The sequence below is a fragment of the Micromonospora chokoriensis genome (assembly GCF_900091505.1).
Lineage (GTDB): Bacteria > Actinomycetota > Actinomycetes > Mycobacteriales > Micromonosporaceae > Micromonospora > Micromonospora chokoriensis.
The window spans coordinates 2,532,060-2,547,652 of record NZ_LT607409.1 but is presented as its reverse complement, the minus strand read 5'-3'; the positions used below and the strand labels follow the sequence as shown (position 1 = coordinate 2,547,652).

14 protein-coding genes are annotated in these 15,593 nt (G+C 73.7%); 4 read left to right on the top strand and 10 right to left on the bottom strand.

Features of this window, described 5'->3' with window-relative positions; all coding sequences use genetic code 11:
• Positions 1–63: 63 nt before the first annotated feature.
• The gene (locus GA0070612_RS12080) at positions 64–633 is read right to left on the bottom strand and encodes a GNAT family N-acetyltransferase (protein ID WP_088987991.1); all 570 of its coding nucleotides are present in this window, start codon (positions 631–633) and stop codon (positions 64–66) included.
• Positions 630–2,030 (bottom strand): cobyrinate a,c-diamide synthase, encoded by a 1,401-nt coding sequence (locus GA0070612_RS12075; RefSeq protein ID WP_088987990.1) that lies wholly within the window; start codon positions 2,028–2,030, stop codon positions 630–632. Before GA0070612_RS12075 ends, GA0070612_RS12080 begins: the two co-directional genes overlap by 4 nt.
• Positions 2,031–2,214: 184 nt before the next feature.
• Between GA0070612_RS12075 and GA0070612_RS12070 the strand changes: the two genes are divergently transcribed.
• Both GA0070612_RS12070 and GA0070612_RS12065 read left to right on the top strand, forming a co-directional pair.
• Positions 2,215–3,039, top strand: a complete 825-nt coding sequence (locus GA0070612_RS12070; RefSeq protein WP_088987989.1) for an SURF1 family cytochrome oxidase biogenesis protein — start codon at positions 2,215–2,217, stop codon at positions 3,037–3,039.
• A gap of 84 nt (positions 3,040–3,123) precedes the next feature.
• Positions 3,124–3,807 carry a hypothetical protein gene (locus tag GA0070612_RS12065; RefSeq protein ID WP_088987988.1) on the top strand — a complete coding sequence of 228 codons (684 nt, stop codon included), beginning with the start codon at positions 3,124–3,126 and terminating at the stop codon, positions 3,805–3,807.
• A gap of 19 nt (positions 3,808–3,826) precedes the next feature.
• Here GA0070612_RS12065 and GA0070612_RS12060 read toward each other — a convergent pair whose 3' ends face one another.
• From GA0070612_RS12060 to GA0070612_RS12040, 5 genes are all read right to left on the bottom strand, one after another.
• Positions 3,827–5,419: an ATP-dependent DNA ligase gene (locus tag GA0070612_RS12060; RefSeq protein ID WP_231924537.1), complete on the bottom strand. Its 1,593-nt coding sequence runs from the start codon at positions 5,417–5,419 to the stop codon at positions 3,827–3,829.
• 278 nt (positions 5,420–5,697) lie between these two features.
• A complete protein-coding gene (locus GA0070612_RS12055) occupies positions 5,698–5,904 on the bottom strand; it encodes a hypothetical protein (protein ID WP_030333429.1) in 207 nt (68 codons plus the stop codon).
• 476 nt (positions 5,905–6,380) lie between these two features.
• Entirely contained in the window at positions 6,381–7,733 is a 1,353-nt protein-coding gene (locus tag GA0070612_RS12050; protein ID WP_197699425.1) for a dipeptidase, read from the bottom strand.
• A 36-nt stretch (positions 7,734–7,769) separates the two neighbouring features.
• Positions 7,770–8,915 carry a M48 family metallopeptidase gene (locus GA0070612_RS12045; RefSeq protein ID WP_088991433.1) on the bottom strand — a complete coding sequence of 382 codons (1,146 nt, stop codon included), beginning with the start codon at positions 8,913–8,915 and terminating at the stop codon, positions 7,770–7,772.
• Between the two features lie 118 nt (positions 8,916–9,033).
• Positions 9,034–9,675, bottom strand: a complete 642-nt coding sequence (locus GA0070612_RS12040; protein ID WP_231924622.1) for a uridine kinase family protein — start codon at positions 9,673–9,675, stop codon at positions 9,034–9,036.
• Positions 9,676–10,046: 371 nt separating this feature from the next.
• Here GA0070612_RS12040 and GA0070612_RS12035 point away from each other — a divergent pair, with 371 nt between their 5' ends.
• Positions 10,047–10,448: a rhodanese-like domain-containing protein gene (locus GA0070612_RS12035; RefSeq protein WP_088991432.1), complete on the top strand. Its 402-nt coding sequence runs from the start codon at positions 10,047–10,049 to the stop codon at positions 10,446–10,448.
• A gap of 700 nt (positions 10,449–11,148) precedes the next feature.
• Here the strand turns inward: GA0070612_RS12035 and GA0070612_RS12030 are convergent.
• The 3 genes from GA0070612_RS12030 to GA0070612_RS12020 all read right to left on the bottom strand — a co-directional run bounded on the left by GA0070612_RS12030 (position 11,149) and on the right by GA0070612_RS12020 (position 14,721).
• Positions 11,149–12,690 carry a cobyric acid synthase gene (locus GA0070612_RS12030; protein ID WP_088987985.1) on the bottom strand — a complete coding sequence of 514 codons (1,542 nt, stop codon included), beginning with the start codon at positions 12,688–12,690 and terminating at the stop codon, positions 11,149–11,151.
• Positions 12,687–13,742, bottom strand: coding sequence for a cobalamin biosynthesis protein (locus tag GA0070612_RS12025; protein WP_088991431.1), 1,056 nt, complete (start codon positions 13,740–13,742; stop codon positions 12,687–12,689). Before GA0070612_RS12025 ends, GA0070612_RS12030 begins: the two co-directional genes overlap by 4 nt.
• Before the next feature lie 229 nt (positions 13,743–13,971).
• Positions 13,972–14,721 (bottom strand): single-stranded DNA-binding protein, encoded by a 750-nt coding sequence (locus tag GA0070612_RS12020; RefSeq protein ID WP_088987984.1) that lies wholly within the window; start codon positions 14,719–14,721, stop codon positions 13,972–13,974.
• 305 nt (positions 14,722–15,026) lie between these two features.
• Here GA0070612_RS12020 and GA0070612_RS12015 point away from each other — a divergent pair, with 305 nt between their 5' ends.
• A complete protein-coding gene (locus tag GA0070612_RS12015; protein ID WP_088987983.1) occupies positions 15,027–15,467 on the top strand; it encodes an HPF/RaiA family ribosome-associated protein in 441 nt (146 codons plus the stop codon).
• Positions 15,468–15,593 lie beyond the last annotated feature (126 nt).

Here is a 15,593-nt window from a genome sequence, read left to right as displayed (position 1 = left end):
TCGGCTCAACCCGGCGCAGGTCGGCTCAACCCGGCGCAGGTCCCGTACGCGGGTCAGACCGAGTCAGCGCAGGTCGGCGGCGACGAACGACCAGAGTTCGAGGTCCACGCGGCTGCCGCCGACCAGCCCCGCGTTCCGCAGCAGACCCTCGTAGCTGAACCCGGCCTTCTCGGCGACCCGACGCGAGGCCAGGTTGCCGGGCGCCACCCGCAGCTCGACCCGCTGGAACCCGTGCTCCAGGATCAGGGCGATGGCCACCGCGTCGACGGCCTCGACGGCGAAGCCGAAGCCTCGCGCGTGCGGCGCCATCGCGTAGGAGATCTCGGTGAGACGGGCACCCCAGTCGGTACGCCGCGTCCACAGCGAGCCCACCATCTGGTCGTCCTCACGGCGGACCACCGCGTAGTGGTCCCCCTCGCCGCTGTCCCGCCGTTGCCGGGCCAGCTCGGTGCACCAGGCGTGCCCGTCGATGGGGCCGGAGTCGTCCGGCAGCGGCAGCCACCGCCGGGTCAGCTTGTCGGCGAAGATCTCCCCCGCCGCCTCGGCGTCCGCCGCGGTCAGCCCACGCACCTCCGTACGGGGCGTGGAGACGGTCAACGCCGGAAAGCGGCGTACCGCCACCTGACCGATCACACCGGCACCCCGGGTTGCGCGGGCACCGCCTCGGCCGTCGGATCGGCCGCCGCGGCGGCGACCAACCGGGCCGCCGTCGCCGGGTGACCCGCCCAGTGCAGGGTGAGCTGTGAGGCGTGCACGTTGCGCCAGACGAACCCCTCGGGCGTGCCGCCGTCCCAACTCCACGCCGGGCGCTGACCGGCGCGCGGGGTGAGGACCGCCCGGTGCGCCTTGTGACCCACCAGCACCGTGCCCTGGGCGGCGACCACGCTGTCGGTCTGGGCGGTGGCCTCCCGGTAGCCGGCCACCAGGCCGTCCCGGCTCACGCCCACCGCGTCCAGGACGCCGCACATCGGCAACCCGTCCAGCTCCCGGGCCAGCCACAGCAGCCCGGCGCCCTCGGCGACCACCGGCCGCCCGGTCCGCGCCAACTCGGCCACCGCGATGCAGAGCCGCCGGTTGGCCGACAACTGCTCGGCGTACGCCTCGGGAAGCGCGCCACCGACGACCAGCGCGCGGGTGCCGACCGGCAGCGCCTCGTCGCGCAGCGGATCGACGACGACGACCTCGGCGCCGGCAGCCCGCAGCAACTCGGCGGTCTCCGGGTGGCTGAAGCTTCCCCCCGGTCCACCGGCCACCGCCACCAGCGGGCGATCCACCGGGGCGGTGAACGCACCGAGTGCCACCTCGGGCGACCAGGCCGGGGCGGGCAGCGGCGGAGCGGACCGGGCCAGCCCGAGCAGACGTTCCAGGTCGACGGTGGCGGCGACCGCCTCGCCCAGCCGACGGACCGCACGAGCGGCATCGGCGGACCCGTCCACCACCGGCGCCACACCGTGCCGACGCGACGGCAACACCGCCGGCAGGTCCTGACGGCGCAACGCCCCGTAGACGGGCACTCCCACGTCGTCCAACGCCTCACGCAACAACGCTTCGTGCCGTGACGACGCCACCCGGTTGAGGATCACCCCGCCGAGCCACAGCTGCTCGTCGTACGAGCGGAAACCGTGCACCAGGGCCGCCACCGACTGACCCATGGCGGCCACGTCGACGACGAGCACGACCGGGCTGCGCAGCGCGGCGGCGGCAGCGGCGGTGGACTCCTGCTCGGGGCGACCGCCGACCGCGTCGTACAACCCCATGCTGCCCTGGACCACGGCGAGCCCGGCACCGGCGGCGCCGTGCGCCACCAGCGGGGCGAGTCGGTCCACGCCGACCAGCCGGGGGTCGATCACCCGACCCGGGCGTCCGGCGGCGAGACCGAGGTACGCGGCGTCGACGGGGTCCGGCCCGAGCTTGAACCCGGCGACGTCGACCCCCCGCTCGGCCAGTGCGGCGAGCAGCCCGATCGCCAGCGCGTTCTTACCGTGCCCGGAGGACGGCGCGCTGAGCACCAGGCGCGGCACGACAGTCATCATCGACTCCTCGCGAGCGGCGGCGGGTACGCGACGGGACGACCGGGGCCGATCCGTCGGCGTGACGATACCCGCCCGGCTGCGGACGCGAGCACCGCCAACCGGGGGCCGGCGATCCGACCGTGCCGTCGAGCCGGCCCGGTCCAGGTCAGGTGGCGCCCGTCATACGGGTAGCCTCGGTGCCGTGTACCGGTTCCTGCTGAGCCCACGCTGGCTGGGCGCTCTCGCGCTGACCCTGGTCGCGGCCGCCGTCATGGTGTTCCTCGGCAACTGGCAGCTGGACCGCTACCGGGGGCGTACCGAGGTCAACGAGCGGATCGACGCGGGCCAGCGGATGGCACCGGTGCCGCTGGCCGACGCGCTGACCGCCCCCAGCGGCGGCGCGGGGACGGTCGGCCCGGCCCCCGCCGAGGAGAAGGTCTGGACCCGGGTCACCGTCACCGGCAGGTACGACCCCGCGAACACCGTGCTGGTCCGTGGCCGGACGGTGGACAGCCGGGTCGGCTTCGAGGTGCTCACCCCGCTGGTGCTCGCCGACGGCACGGCGCTGCTGGTGAACCAGGGCTGGATCCCCCCGGCGCCGGGTGGGGCGGCCACCACCCAGCCGACGGTGCCGGCGGTGCCGACCGGCGACGTGACGGTGGTCGGCCGGGTGCACGAGACGGAGAGCGGGGCCCGCGCCGCCGAACGGCGTGACGGGCGGCTGGAGATCCGGCGGATCGGGGTGTCCCGGCTGGCCGACGAGCTGCCCTACCCGGTCTACGGCGCGTACCTGCTGCTGGACGAGCAGACCCCGGCGGCCGACCCGGTGTTCAAGGCGGTGCCGGTCGGGCACGCCAACAACTGGCAGAACTTCGGCTACGTCGTGCAGTGGTGGCTCTTCGCGGTGATGGCCCTGTTCGGCTACGGCTGGGTGGCCCGCCGCGAGGCACGGCGAGCCGCCGGTGTCGGCGCTCCCGAGGCACCGCTGGACCGGGCGGCCGAGCCCGCCCCGAGCGCGTCCGTCTGACCGGCCCCGCGCACTCCGGGGCACCCGGGACACCACGGCAGCCGGTAGTCTCCGCCGGGTGATCGCGTCACGTTGGGGGTGCCGATGAGCGTGGATCCCACGGCACCGCTACCCGAGCCGGTTCCGGGTCACCAGACGCAGCCGCCGACCGACCCGTGGGCCGCCGAGCAGCCGACCGCGCCGTTCGCCACGCCACCGCCCACCACGCCGTTCCCCGCCGCACCACTGTCCGGGCCGCCCGCGCCGTTCTCCGGGCCGCCCGCGCCGTTCTCCGGGCCGCCCGCGCCGTTCTCCAGCCCTCCTGCGCCGTTCTCCGGGCTGCCCGCGCAGCCGGCTGGGGCGTGGCCGGCGGCCGGGCCGTACCCACCGACCCCGATGGCCCCGAACCCGGCCCTCGCCGGCTACCCGGGCGGGCCGGAGGTGGTGGCGGTGCAGATCGCCGAGATCGCCGTGTGCCCACCGATCATCCGTACGCCGACTGGGGTGCTGCCGCTGGCCGGTGCCACCTGGCACGTGGCCGACTACTGGCAGCGCGAGGAGAAGGTGGCGACCTGGGCGCTGGTCTGCGCCATCGTCGGCTTCTTCTGCCTGGCCTTCTTCAGTCTCCTGTTCCTGCTGGTCAAGGAGACCCGGCACCACGGCACGGTGCAGGTGACGGTCACCAACGGCGCGCAGCAGTACGTCGCGCGGATCCCGGTCAGCGACCAGACGCAGGTGCAGCACCTGAACAACCAGGTGAACTACGCGAGGTCGCTCTCCGTGAGGTGAACCGGGTCGGGACCGCTGGTCAGTCGCTGGGACGGCCGGCGTGGATGGCCCGGACGGCGTCGATGGTGTCCGCCTCGGCGGCGGACTTGTCGTCGCGGTAGCGCACCACCCGGGCGAAACGCAGCGCCACTCCACCCGGATAGCGGGAGCTGGTCTGCACCCCGTCGAAGGCGATCTCCACAACCTGCTCGGGTCGGACCCGCACCACCCAGTCGCCGCGCTCCACGGCCAGGTCGAGGAAGCGCTCGGTCTGCCAGCGCAACACCTCGTCGGTGAGCCCCTTGAACGTCTTGCCGAGCATGACGAAGCCGCCGCTCTGCGGGTCGCGTGCGCCCAGGTGCAGGTTGGACAACCACCCCTTGCGCCGGCCGCTGCCCCACTCGACGGCGAGCACCACCAGGTCGAGGGTGTGCCGGGGCTTGACCTTGACCCAGGCGGCACCACGCCGACCCGCGTCGTAGGGGGCGTCCGGGGCCTTGACCACAATGCCCTCCTGCCCGGCGTCGAGGGCCGCGGCGAACGCGGCGGCAGCCTGCTCAGGGCCGTCGACCTCCATCCGGCCGACCAGCAGCGACGAGTCCACCGCCCCGGCGAGGGCAGCCCACCGCTCCCGACCGGGCAGGTCGATCAGATCCTCGCCGTCGAGGTGCAGCAGGTCGAAGAAGTACGGAGTGAGCACCGTCGCGCCGGTGGTGGCGGCTGCCGCGAGCACCGCCGGGGCGACCGGTGTGCGCCCGGTGGTGCTGGGGGTGGTGCGTCGGGCGGCCCGGCTCGACGTCTGCTGGAACGGCAGTGGCCGGCCCGTCTCGTCCAGGCCGATCGCCTCGCCGTCGAGCACCAACTCGCGGCCCGGCAGGGCACGGACCGCGGCGACCACCTCGGGCACCCGGGCGGTGATCTCGTCGAGGCTACGGGTGAAGACAGCGATGTCGGCGCCGGAGCGGTGCACCTGGATGCGGATGCCGTCGAGCTTCACGTCGACCACCGCCGGCGTGCCGGTCGCGGCGACCGCCTCGTCGACCGTGGAGGCGCTCTGCGCGAGCATCGGTGCCAGCGGACGGCCGACCTGGAGGCCGAAAGCGGCCAACTCGGCGGCTCCTCCGGTGAGTGCGGCCACCGCGACGACGCGCAGGTCACCGGCGAGCAGCAGGGCCCGCCGGACGGTCGCCACCGGCACCTCGGCGGCCCGGGCCACCGCGTCGGCGAGCAGCCCTGCCTGGGCGCCCTGGCGCAGCTCACCGCTGAACAGACCGGTGAGCAGTCGCTGCTCGTCGGCGGTCGCCGCCGCGTAGAGAGCACCGAGCAGCGCCCGCCGCCGGGACTGCGAACCCGCGCCCCGCGCGGCGGAGATCTGCTCGATCGCCGCGTCCACGCCCGCCACCGTCAACGTCGGCTCGGCGGCCGGCGTCGGCAGGTCACGCAGGCTCGCGTAGCCCACCCCGGTCTGCCGTTGGCGCAGCTCACCGGCGAGATAGCCGGCACCGGGCTCGACCTCACCCGGGTCGAGCCGGCGCAGCGCATCAGCGAGCAGCTCCACCTTGGCGCGCCGGCCACCGGTGGCGGCGACGGCGGCGGAGGTGGCTGCCAGGTCGAGGAACCGCACGCAGCTCATCCTGCCAGTCACCTCCGACACCGCCCGGGCATTGCCGTGCCCGGGCGGTGTCGGGAGGGTGCCGCCCGCCCACGCGGACGACGATCAGGGCCTGTTGTCATGAGGACGATCGAGCCGAGGCGGAGTCCGGTCGGCGAACCGACACGGCGCGGTCCCGCGCCGCCGCTCGTCGTCCGGGCCCGCCGCAGGCCAGCCCGGTCGTCGTCCGGGCCCGCCGCAGGCCGGCCGGCTCGTCGTCCGGGCCCGCCGCAGGCCGGCCCGCCCTCGTGAAACAGGTGCTATGCGGAGACGGGCTCCTCGATGCGCAACCCCCGGGCGCGGACCTCGCCGGCGACGCGGGAGAGCACCGAGTCGAGGGCGACCAGTGCGGCGGAGAGCTCACCGAGCTGCTCGTTGAGCGTGTCCTCGGACCATGCGGAGACGTCGACGTCCCCCAGCGCGCTGACAGCGGCCCCCAACCGGGCCATCACCTCGTTCGTACTCATGTTCGAAAACCTATACCAGATGGCCGTCCGACACGCCGTAAAGCGCCAGATCAGGCGCAAAATTGCCGTGTCGGCACCCAACTGCCCAAGCGACGAGCCGACCGACCCACCCGGGCGAAGCGCCCTGCCCTACCCCACCGCGCCCTGCCCCGCCGCGCCCTGCCCCACCGCGCCCTGCCCCGCCGCGACCTCACCCTGCCCCGCCCCGCCCCGCCCCGCCCTGCCGCGCCCCGCCCCGCCGCCAAGATCCGCGCAGTATCACTGTTGTTGGTGCCTCCCGCTTGTCGGAGGCAGCACCATCCAGGATGTTGCGCGGATCTTGGCATCGGGGCCGGGTGGGTGGGCGGCGCCGGGTGAACGGCGCGGGGCGGCGCCGGGGTGACCGGCGCGGGGCGGAACCGGGTGACCGGCGCGGGATGGCGCCGGGTGGCGGGTCGGTGGACGGCGTGGGATGGGGCCGGGTGGGGAGTGCCGGCCTAACGGCCCGCGACTCCCGCAGCGGCGACGTTGCCCAGCAGCAGGGCCTCGGCGAGGCAGACCCGGGCGAACTCCCCCAGGTGCAGGCTCTCGTTCGGACCGTGTGCGCGGGCGTGCGGGTCCTCCACACCGGTCACCAGGATCGCCGCGTTCGGGAACATCTCCTGGAAGGTGGCGATGAACGGGATCGAACCGCCGATGCCGATGTCCACCGGGTCGGTGCCGTCCCAGGCGGTCCGGAAGGCCGAACGGGCGGCGTCGAACATCGGCCCGGACGCGTCGATCACACACGGGTTGCCGTCGTGTTCGAAGCTGACCGTCACCTGGGCGCCCCACGGCGCGTGCTTCTCCAGGTGCGCGCGCACCGCCGCGTACGCCCGCTTGGGGTCGTCACCCGGGGCCAGGCGGATGCTGAGCTTCGCCTTCGCGGCCGGCACCAGGGCGTTCGGCGCCTCACCGGTGGACGGCGCGTCGATGCCGAGCACCGCCAGCGCGGGCTTGGTCCAGATCCGGTCGGTGATCCGGCCGGTGCCGATGAACTGCACGCCGTCGGCCAGCCCGGCCTCGGCGCGCACCCGGTCCTCGGGGTAGTCGACGGTGGCGCCCACCTTGGCGACCAGCCCTTCCACGGCCACGTCACCGGCGTCGTCGTGCAGGGTCGCCAGGAGCCGGACCAACGCGGTGAGCGCGTCCGGCACGGCACCGCCGAACATGCCGCTGTGCACGGCGTGGTCCAGCGTGCGTACCTCGACGAAGCAGTTGACGATGCCGCGCAGCGAGGTGGTCAACGCCGGTACGCCGATGTCCCAGTTGCCGGAGTCGGCGATCACGATGACGTCCGACGCGATCTCGTCGCGGTGATCGACCAACAGTTGCTCCAGCGAGTCGGAGCCGTACTCCTCCTCACCCTCGATGAAGAGCACCACGCCGACCGGCAGCGCGTCCCCGTACGCCCGCAGCGCGGCGACGTGCGCCATGATGCCGGCCTTGTCGTCGGCCGCGCCCCGGCCGTAGAGCCGGCCGTCGCGCTCCACCGGCTCGAACGGGTCGGACTCCCACAGCGACCGGTCGCCGACCGGCTGCACGTCGTGGTGGGCGTAGAGCAGGACGGTGGGCGCACCGGGCGGGGCCGCGCGACGGCCGATCACGGCGGGCTGGCCGCCGGAACGCACGATCTCGACGTCCAGGCCGCAGCCGCGCAGCAACTCGGCGACCGCCTCGGCGGAACGTTCCACGTGCGAGTGGTCGAAACCCTCGAAGGCGATGCTGGGAATGCGGACGAGGCGTTCCAGGTCGGCGCGTACCCCGGGCATCTCCCGCTCGACGGCGGCCCGCACCTCGGACTCGGACATGATCGGTGAGGTCATGACCGGCATCGTATGCCGACCTTACCGAGGTGTGCCGCCGGAGCCCGTACCGTCACCGCCGCCTGTCGTTCCGGTGCCGGCCCGCGCGCCGGGGGCGGCCCGGCCGGCGCGGTGTGCGCGGCCGGCGGCCTCGGTGGCGGCGTCCATCCACGAGCGGGCCCGCCCGGCGGTGCCGCCCACCCACTCCCCGACGTCGCTGGCGCCGTCGCCGAGCCGGCGCAGCAAGCCGACCAGCGGGTCGGTGGATCGGCTGAACTCCTCCCGGTACGACTCGGCAGCCGCCTTGATCTCCTCGGTGAGCCGTGTCGAGTCGTCGTCGTCACGGCGCGGATAGTCCCCGGCCAGCACCCGCCCGTACGCCCCGGAGTCGATCCACTGCCGCAGCTGCGCCGCCCGGGCCACCGGCACCGGGTGGGTGCTCCACGCCGTCATCCGAATCTTGTGCAGGCTGTCGCGCAGGTCGCCGCCGCCGGCGTACTCGGCGGCCTGCTCCAGGAACGCTGTCGTGTCGACCTGGGACAGGTCACCGCCGCCGGCGAGCTTCATCAGCAGCCGCAGCGCGGCGGCCGGGTCCTGCCCGGCGAGCAGGCCGGCCCGGTCGGCGGACAGCTCCGCCTTGCGCCACCACTCCAACATCGCCGCGATGATCGCCCGCAACGCGATCGCGCCCACCGGCAACCAGCTCAGGTTGGCCGCCCACCGGGTGAGGATCATGAGCATCGTCTTGTAGACCGCGTGCCCGCTGCCCACGTGCCCCAGCTCGTGGCCGAGCAGGCAGCGCAGCTCGTCCTCGTCGAGCTGCTGCACGCACGCGGAGTTCAGCACGATGAACGGCCGTTCCAGGCCGACCGCCTCGGCACCCAACCAGGGCGACTGGGTCACGTACAGCTCGGGCAGCTCGGCCACGTCCAACGCCGCCGCGGCCTCGGTGTAGCGCTGCCACACCGCCGGGTACTGCCGGTGGTCGACCCGGATCCCCGCTGCCAGCACGGACAGCCGGAAGCCCCGCTCGTTCCACATGCCGAAGAACGACCGCAGCACGTCGTCGAAGCCGCGCAACTCCCGCAACGCGACCAGCGCGCCCCGGTCGGCGGGATGCTCCCAGGCCCGCGAGCTGATGCCGGTGAGTGTGATCCGGCGCCGCGCGGGCGTGTCCGTTGCCGACATGATGAGTCCCCCGATCGCCGTGCCCTGGGTGTTCCCGCGCCGCGCCCACCGGGCCGTGCCGAGCCGATGGCGGCCATCTCGCATCGTGCCGTAGCCGACGGCGGACGTCCATGCCCGCTCACCGAACACGTACGTAGTACCGGTCCGCGTCGTGCGGCAACGCCGGCGCGCCGTCCACCAGCAGGTCCGCCCGGGAAGCCGTGTCGTCGGCGGCGAAGTGCGCCCGCTCCCCAGCGTGCCACCGACGTAGCTCGGGCAGGATCTCCGGCCCGTCCCGGGCGACCGCGCGACCCAGCCGCAACGGCGCGGGCGCGGTGACGAAGACGGCCAGGGTCAGCTCCGGCCCGATCACCGCCCGCGCGGCGCTGACCCCTTCCAGCACCAGCACCGGTGCCACCGGAACCGGAACCGGCCGGGGCAGGAAACATTGCCGCACCCAGCTGTACCGCTGGTAGGCCCCCGACCTACCCGCCCGCAGCGGGGACAGCACCCACTCGTCGAGCCGGGGCCAGAAGGTGACCTGGTCGTCCCACCCGTCGAGCAGGTCGTCCGTGTGCACCACCGGCGGCCGGCCGCCGGGCAGCACCGCCAGGGCATCCGCGAGGCGCGCGGCGAACCGGCTCTTGCCCGCGCCACTCGGCCCGTCGACAGCGACCAGCCGGGTCCGCCCCAACCGCGCCGGGCCCGCGACAACCCGACGAGCCAGTTCGGCGTACGCCTCGACAACCGCCACGGTCGACCGACCGGTTTCCGGGTTCAGCGCAGCCTCGCGTGGCGCAGCCCTGGGTCGTGCAGCGTCGCCTGACGCAGCGTCGCCTGACGCAGCCCTGGGTCGTGCAGCGTCGCCTGGTGCATGAGCGCAGTATGCCGCCACGGCCGTTGGGCAGGCTGATCGACTCCGGATCATTGATGTCGCGGCATCCCTTTCGCCAGAACACCGCGATGTCCGTGAATCCGAGTGGATCATGCGGTGTCCGGGGGCCCGCGCGCCGGACCGACACGTCCGGCTGACCGCCCCTGACCGGCCACCCTCACGTCCGGGGGAATTGGGGCGGCGACGGGTGACGGGCGGCCCGTTCGCCGTCGTGGCCGCTACCGAATCGGCATCATCGGGTGGTGCTCCGAGACGTGATGAGCCCCGGTATCGACGCCCTGCTCGAACAGGCCCGAGCCGGGCTGCACCGACTGACTCCGCAGCAGACCGTCGAGGCGGTCCGCGGCGGCGCGCTGCTGGTCGACACCCGCACCGAAGTGCAGCGCCGTGAACAGGGCGACCTGCCGGGCGCGGTCGTCATCGACCGGACCGTGTTGGAATGGCGACTCGATCCCGCCAGCGCCTGGCGGATCCCCGAGGCCACCGGCTACGACCGGGAGATCGTGCTGGTGTGCCGGCAGGGCTACAGCTCCAGCCTGGCCGCCGCCAGCCTGCAGACCCTCGGGCTACGCCGCGCCACCGACATGATCGGCGGCGTGGACGCCTGGCTCGCCGCCGGCCTGCCGACGACCGACCGCCCCGCCGACGTCCGCCCCTGATTCCACTCCGCGCCCAGCCGGTCGGACCCACGGCGGCGGCGGCAGGGCGGCGCGGTCGGCGGGCGAAGCCCCACCACCCTGCCCCGGTGAGTGCCCGGCCCCAGCGAGTCAACGTCCGGCCCTGCCGCCGCACGTCGCGCTGCACACTCGCCCCGAAGTTGCCGCCTCACGACCGGAGCCGGCCCTGCCGCCGCACGTCGCGCCGCACACTCGCCCCGAAGTTGCCGCCTCACGACCGATGGAGGCAGCAACTTCGGGGGAAAGTGTGCAGATCTTGCCCCTCTTGTCGGCCGCACCGGCCGAACGCGCCACGGGGGTGGCGTTGCGCTGGGACGAACTGGACAGGTCGGGCAGGGTCGCGTCCGCTCGGTCCGGTGGCGGCCGATTCGAAGTCCTGTCGCCGACCTACTCAGGCTCATCCAGCGGGCGACCGGGTCAGGATCGTGCTCGATCCAGGAAAGAGTCCCCTCGCGCTGCCGACGAGGCCACTACATCAAGGATCGAGCACGATCATGACTCGCTGCCCCGCCACACACTCCCCATCGGACGGAGCGCCACCAGGACGGCGGTAAACCGGACAGGACAGCAGGCCGTGAGGACGGTGCACGACCGAGCGGGGCAGCGCACGACCGGGCGAGACAGCGCACGACCGGGCGGGGCGGGTGCCCACAAGACCGTGGCCGGGCAGGACAGCGGGCCGTCAGGTCGGTGGCGGGCCGGGTGGGATGAACGGGAGACCTGCGGGTGGGCCGGTCTCGATGAGGCGCCAGAGCGCCTCGGTGTCCAGGTGTTCCTCGACCAGGTCACCGAGCAGGTCGAGTGAGCGTTCCCGGGCGGCGGCGAAGCTGGTTGTCGGTGCGACCCGGAACCCGGTGCGGCCAGCCAGGCGGGCCGCCTCGGTGAGGAACCACCGGCGGAACCCGTCGGACTCGAACGCCCCGTGCCAGTGTGTGCCGTGCACCGTGCCGAGCACGGCACCTTCGCCGACACCGTCGTCGCCGGTCAGTAGCGGGGTGAGGGCGGGGTCGGTCTGCGAGACGTACCCGTGGTGGATCTCGTAGCCGCGCACCGGGAGGCCGCCGTGCGCGGTGCCCACGGACTGCCGGACGGTCTTGCGCGGATCGAAGGTGATCTCGATGGGCAGCAGACCGAGCCCCGGCACACTGCCCCGCCGGCTCTCCACCTGGTCGTGGATGGCCCGGCCGAGCATCTGGAAGCCGCCGCACAGGCCGAGCACCGGTTTGCCGGCCGCCACGTGCGCGGTCACCGCGTCGGCGAGGCCGGTCTCCCGCAGCCAGGCGAGGTCGGCGACGGTGGACTTGGAGCCGGGCAGGACGACCAGGTCGGCGGCGGCGAGTTCGGCTGGTTCGATGGTGAGGCGTACGCGGACGCCCGGCTCGGTGGCCAGCGCCTCCACGTCGGTGGCGTTGCTGATCCGGGGCAGTCGGACGACGGCCACGTCCAGCCAGTCGGTGCCGTGGGGCGCGGCGGGACGGCCGAGCACCCGGCCGTAGGCGAGGGAGTCCTCCGCGTCGAGCCACAGGTCCAGTGCCCAGGGCACCACCCCGTACGTGGGTCGGCCGGTGACGTTCCGCAGCATGTCCAGCCCGGGCTGGAGCAGCCCGAGGTCACCCCGGAACTTGTTGATCACGAACCCGGCGACGAGCGCCTGGTCGGCGGGGTCGAGCAGTGCCACGGTGCCGAACATCGAGGCGAAGACACCGCCGCGATCGATGTCGCCGACCACGATGGTGGGCAGGTTGGCGTGCCGGGCCAGCCCCATGTTGACGTAGTCACCGGCCCGCAGGTTGATCTCGGCGGGGCTGCCGGCGCCCTCGCAGATCACCACGTCGTACGTGTCCCGTAGCTCGGCCAGCGCCGCGTACGCGGTCTCGGCGAGGCGGGGACGCAGGTGCCGGAACGTGCCGGCGGTGATGGTGTCGACGGCTTCGCCGAGGAGCACCACCTGACTGGCCAGGTCACTGCCCGGCTTGAGCAGCACCGGGTTGAACCGCAGGTCGGGTGCGAGCCCGCAGGCTGCGGCCTGCATGGCCTGGGCGCGCCCGATCTCGCCGCCGCGTCCGTCCGGTCCGACGACCACTGCCGAGTTGTTCGACATGTTCTGCGCCTTGTACGGGGCGACCTTGACACCTTGCCGGTGCAGCCAGCGGCAGATCCCGGCGGTGAGCACGCTCTTGCCGGCGTCGGAGGTCGTGCCGGCGACCAGCAGGCCGCCGTTCACCGCCCGCTCCCGTGATCGGCCACGGCACCCGGCCCGCGTCGACCCGCGACAGCGAAACCGTGCCGGCGCACGGCTCGAAGCCCGTGCCGGCCCAGCGCTGCGGTCAGACGGCCGACGGTCACCGGGTACGCGGCGGCCAGCCCGACCGCCGCCAGCCCGACCGCGCCGGAGATCCGGGCGGCGCGCTTCAGATGTCGCGCCTCCGGGCGGGGGCCGTCACCGAGGAACGGCCGCACCTCGGAGCGCCCGAAGTAGACGTTGCGGCCACCGAGGCGGACGCCGAGCGCTCCGGCCATCGCCGCCTCGCACTGGCCGGCGTTGGGACTCGGGTGGTCGTTGCGGTCACGCCGCCACACCCGCCAGGCCCGCTGCCGATCCCCGTGTGCGACGGGCGCGACGGCGATGGTGAGCAGCCCGGTCAGCCGGGACGGCACCATGTTGAGCGCGTCGTCCAGGCGCGCGGCCGGGGTGCCGAACCGCGCGTAGCGCGCCGACCGGTGCCCGACCATCGCGTCGAGGGTGTTCGCCGCGCGGTAGCCCAGCAGCCCAGGTAGGCCGGCGACCGCACCCCAGAGCAGCGGGGCGACGACGGCGTCGGAGGTGTTCTCGGCGACCGACTCGACGGTGGCGCGGGCCAGCTCGGACTCGTCCAGCGTCGACGGGTCGCGTCCGCAGAGGTGGCCGAGACGTCGGCGTGCGGCGGGCAGGTCACCGGCGCGCAGCGTCCGACCCATGACGGTGGCTTCGTGGCGCAGCGTGCGCCCACCCAACACGCTCCAGGTGCCGGCGGCCACGAGCACCGCGCGGGCCACCGGCCGATGCCGGGTGGCCACCACAGCAGCGGCACCGAGCAGAACCGGAGCACCGACGGCCAGCGCGGTGAACGCCGTACCCGCCGTCCGGTCCGGTCGGTAGAGGCGACGCTCCAGGGCGCTGGCAGCCTGACCGAAGCCGGCCACCGGGTGCCACCGGCGCGGGTCACCGAGCAGCCGGTCCAGCGCGTAGCCGGCCACCAGCCCCACCGCGTTCGCCACCGGCGCTGTCCGTCGCACCCGCACCACCTCCGGCCGGCCAGCCTAGACGAGCACTCCGTGAACCAGCCCGGCCCGCGGTGCTTCACCACCCTGAGCGGCCCGTGCCGCGCCGAAAGCCGGCTCAGCTCCCCGGCTGCCGCCACGCGGGGTGACGACGCCGGATCAGCCTCGCGGCTGCCGCCACGCGGGGTGACGACGCCGATCGCGCCGCCACCCCGCCCCCGTCGTGCCGCCCGCCGCCAGCCGGTCAGGCCGGCTGCGGCACCCGACCTCGGCCACGCCGCCCCCGACCGGTCGGCGTCTGCTCCAGCTGGCCCTCGTCGGGCGCCGAGCCCAGCTCGTCGTCCGAGTCGTCGTCGGTGTGGTCGTCGTCCTCTCCTGGCGCAGGGGCGAACTCGTCGTCGAGGTCCGGCGGGATGCTGGCCTGCCCGATCTGGCCGCTGGTCACGGCGACATCGGCGTCGAGGAACGGGCTGGTGCGCACCGCGACGTAGTCGGGAAGCTCGAACTCGTCGTCCAGCGCACGGTCGTCGGGCAGCACGGGTGCCTGCTCGGCCGGAACCGGCTCGGTCGGTTCGCCGTGCACCCGGCTCTCGGCCTCCGCGTCGTCCACGGTGCTGGTCGTGACGCTGGCCCGGTTGCGCAGGAACCGGGCGCGGCCCCGGGACAGGTCGTGGCCGACGGCGACCGCCTCCAATTCGTAGAGCGTGCGGTGATTGCCGGCGTCGTCGGTCCAGTCGCGGGTGTAGAGCCGGCCGCAGACCACCACCGGATCGCCGACCATGACCGAGGCGGCCACCCCTTCGGCGAGTCTGCGCCAGCAGTTGACGCGGACGCGCAGCGAATTGCCGTCGACCCACCGGCCGGTGTCGCGGTCGAGCCGTCGGGCGGTCGAGGCGACCTTGAAGTTGGCCACCAGGGTGTTGCTCTGGGTCGTGCGCCGCCATTCGGGCACGGTCAGCACATTACCGACGATAGTTACATAGGTGTCGAACATCGTCCCTCCAGGGGGATCGGGGCCTGCCAGCGCGAGTCGACTCGACACCGAGCCTGTGCGCTCGGGACGGCCACCGCCAGCGCACATCCGCGACCTGTGGACAACGAACCCACCTGTGGACAAAGCCCTGATCATGGCCGGATGTGGTACGGCCGACTTCGCTCGACTGAGCGTCGGCGGTTTCCGGGACTGCCCGATCTGGGTATGGATTTGATCAACGCACCACCGACAGCTCCACGTCGACGAGAGGTCAGCGCCATGATGATCACTACCATCGGCTCCGCGAACGCTTCCGAGGCGCGGCGATGAGCGCCGTGGCCAACCCCGCCACCGTGGCCGAGTGCCTGCGGGTGGGTGCCGGGTTCTCGCAGGGCGACCGCAACTGGATCGCCGAGCAGTTCGTCACCCTCGACGCCCGGCTGGCCAGTTTCCACGCTGACGCCACCGAGCTGGAGGTGTCGGTCAAGGACCGGGAGGTCCGTGGCCAGAAGGTCACCCTGGAGTGCTGGATCGCCGGCCGACAGAAGATCGTCACCACCTCCGCCGAGGAGGACCTGCACGCCGCGCTCAACGACGTCCGCGACGACCTGCGCCGCCGGCTCAACGACGCGAAGACCCGGCAGGAACCCCGGCACAACAAGCACCTGCGCGACATCCCGCAGCCGCAGAGTGAGCTGAACCCGGCCGACGACGAGGAGCAGATCCCCGCCGCCGACCCGAGCCGCGCCGACGCGGAAACAGTCTGACCTTCACCCCTCCGGGTCGATCATGGACTTGTGGTGGGCACTACATCCGCAATCACCCTTTTTTGGGGCCACCACAACTCCATGATCGACCGGGCAGGGGGCGGCGGGCGACCGGGCAGGGGACGG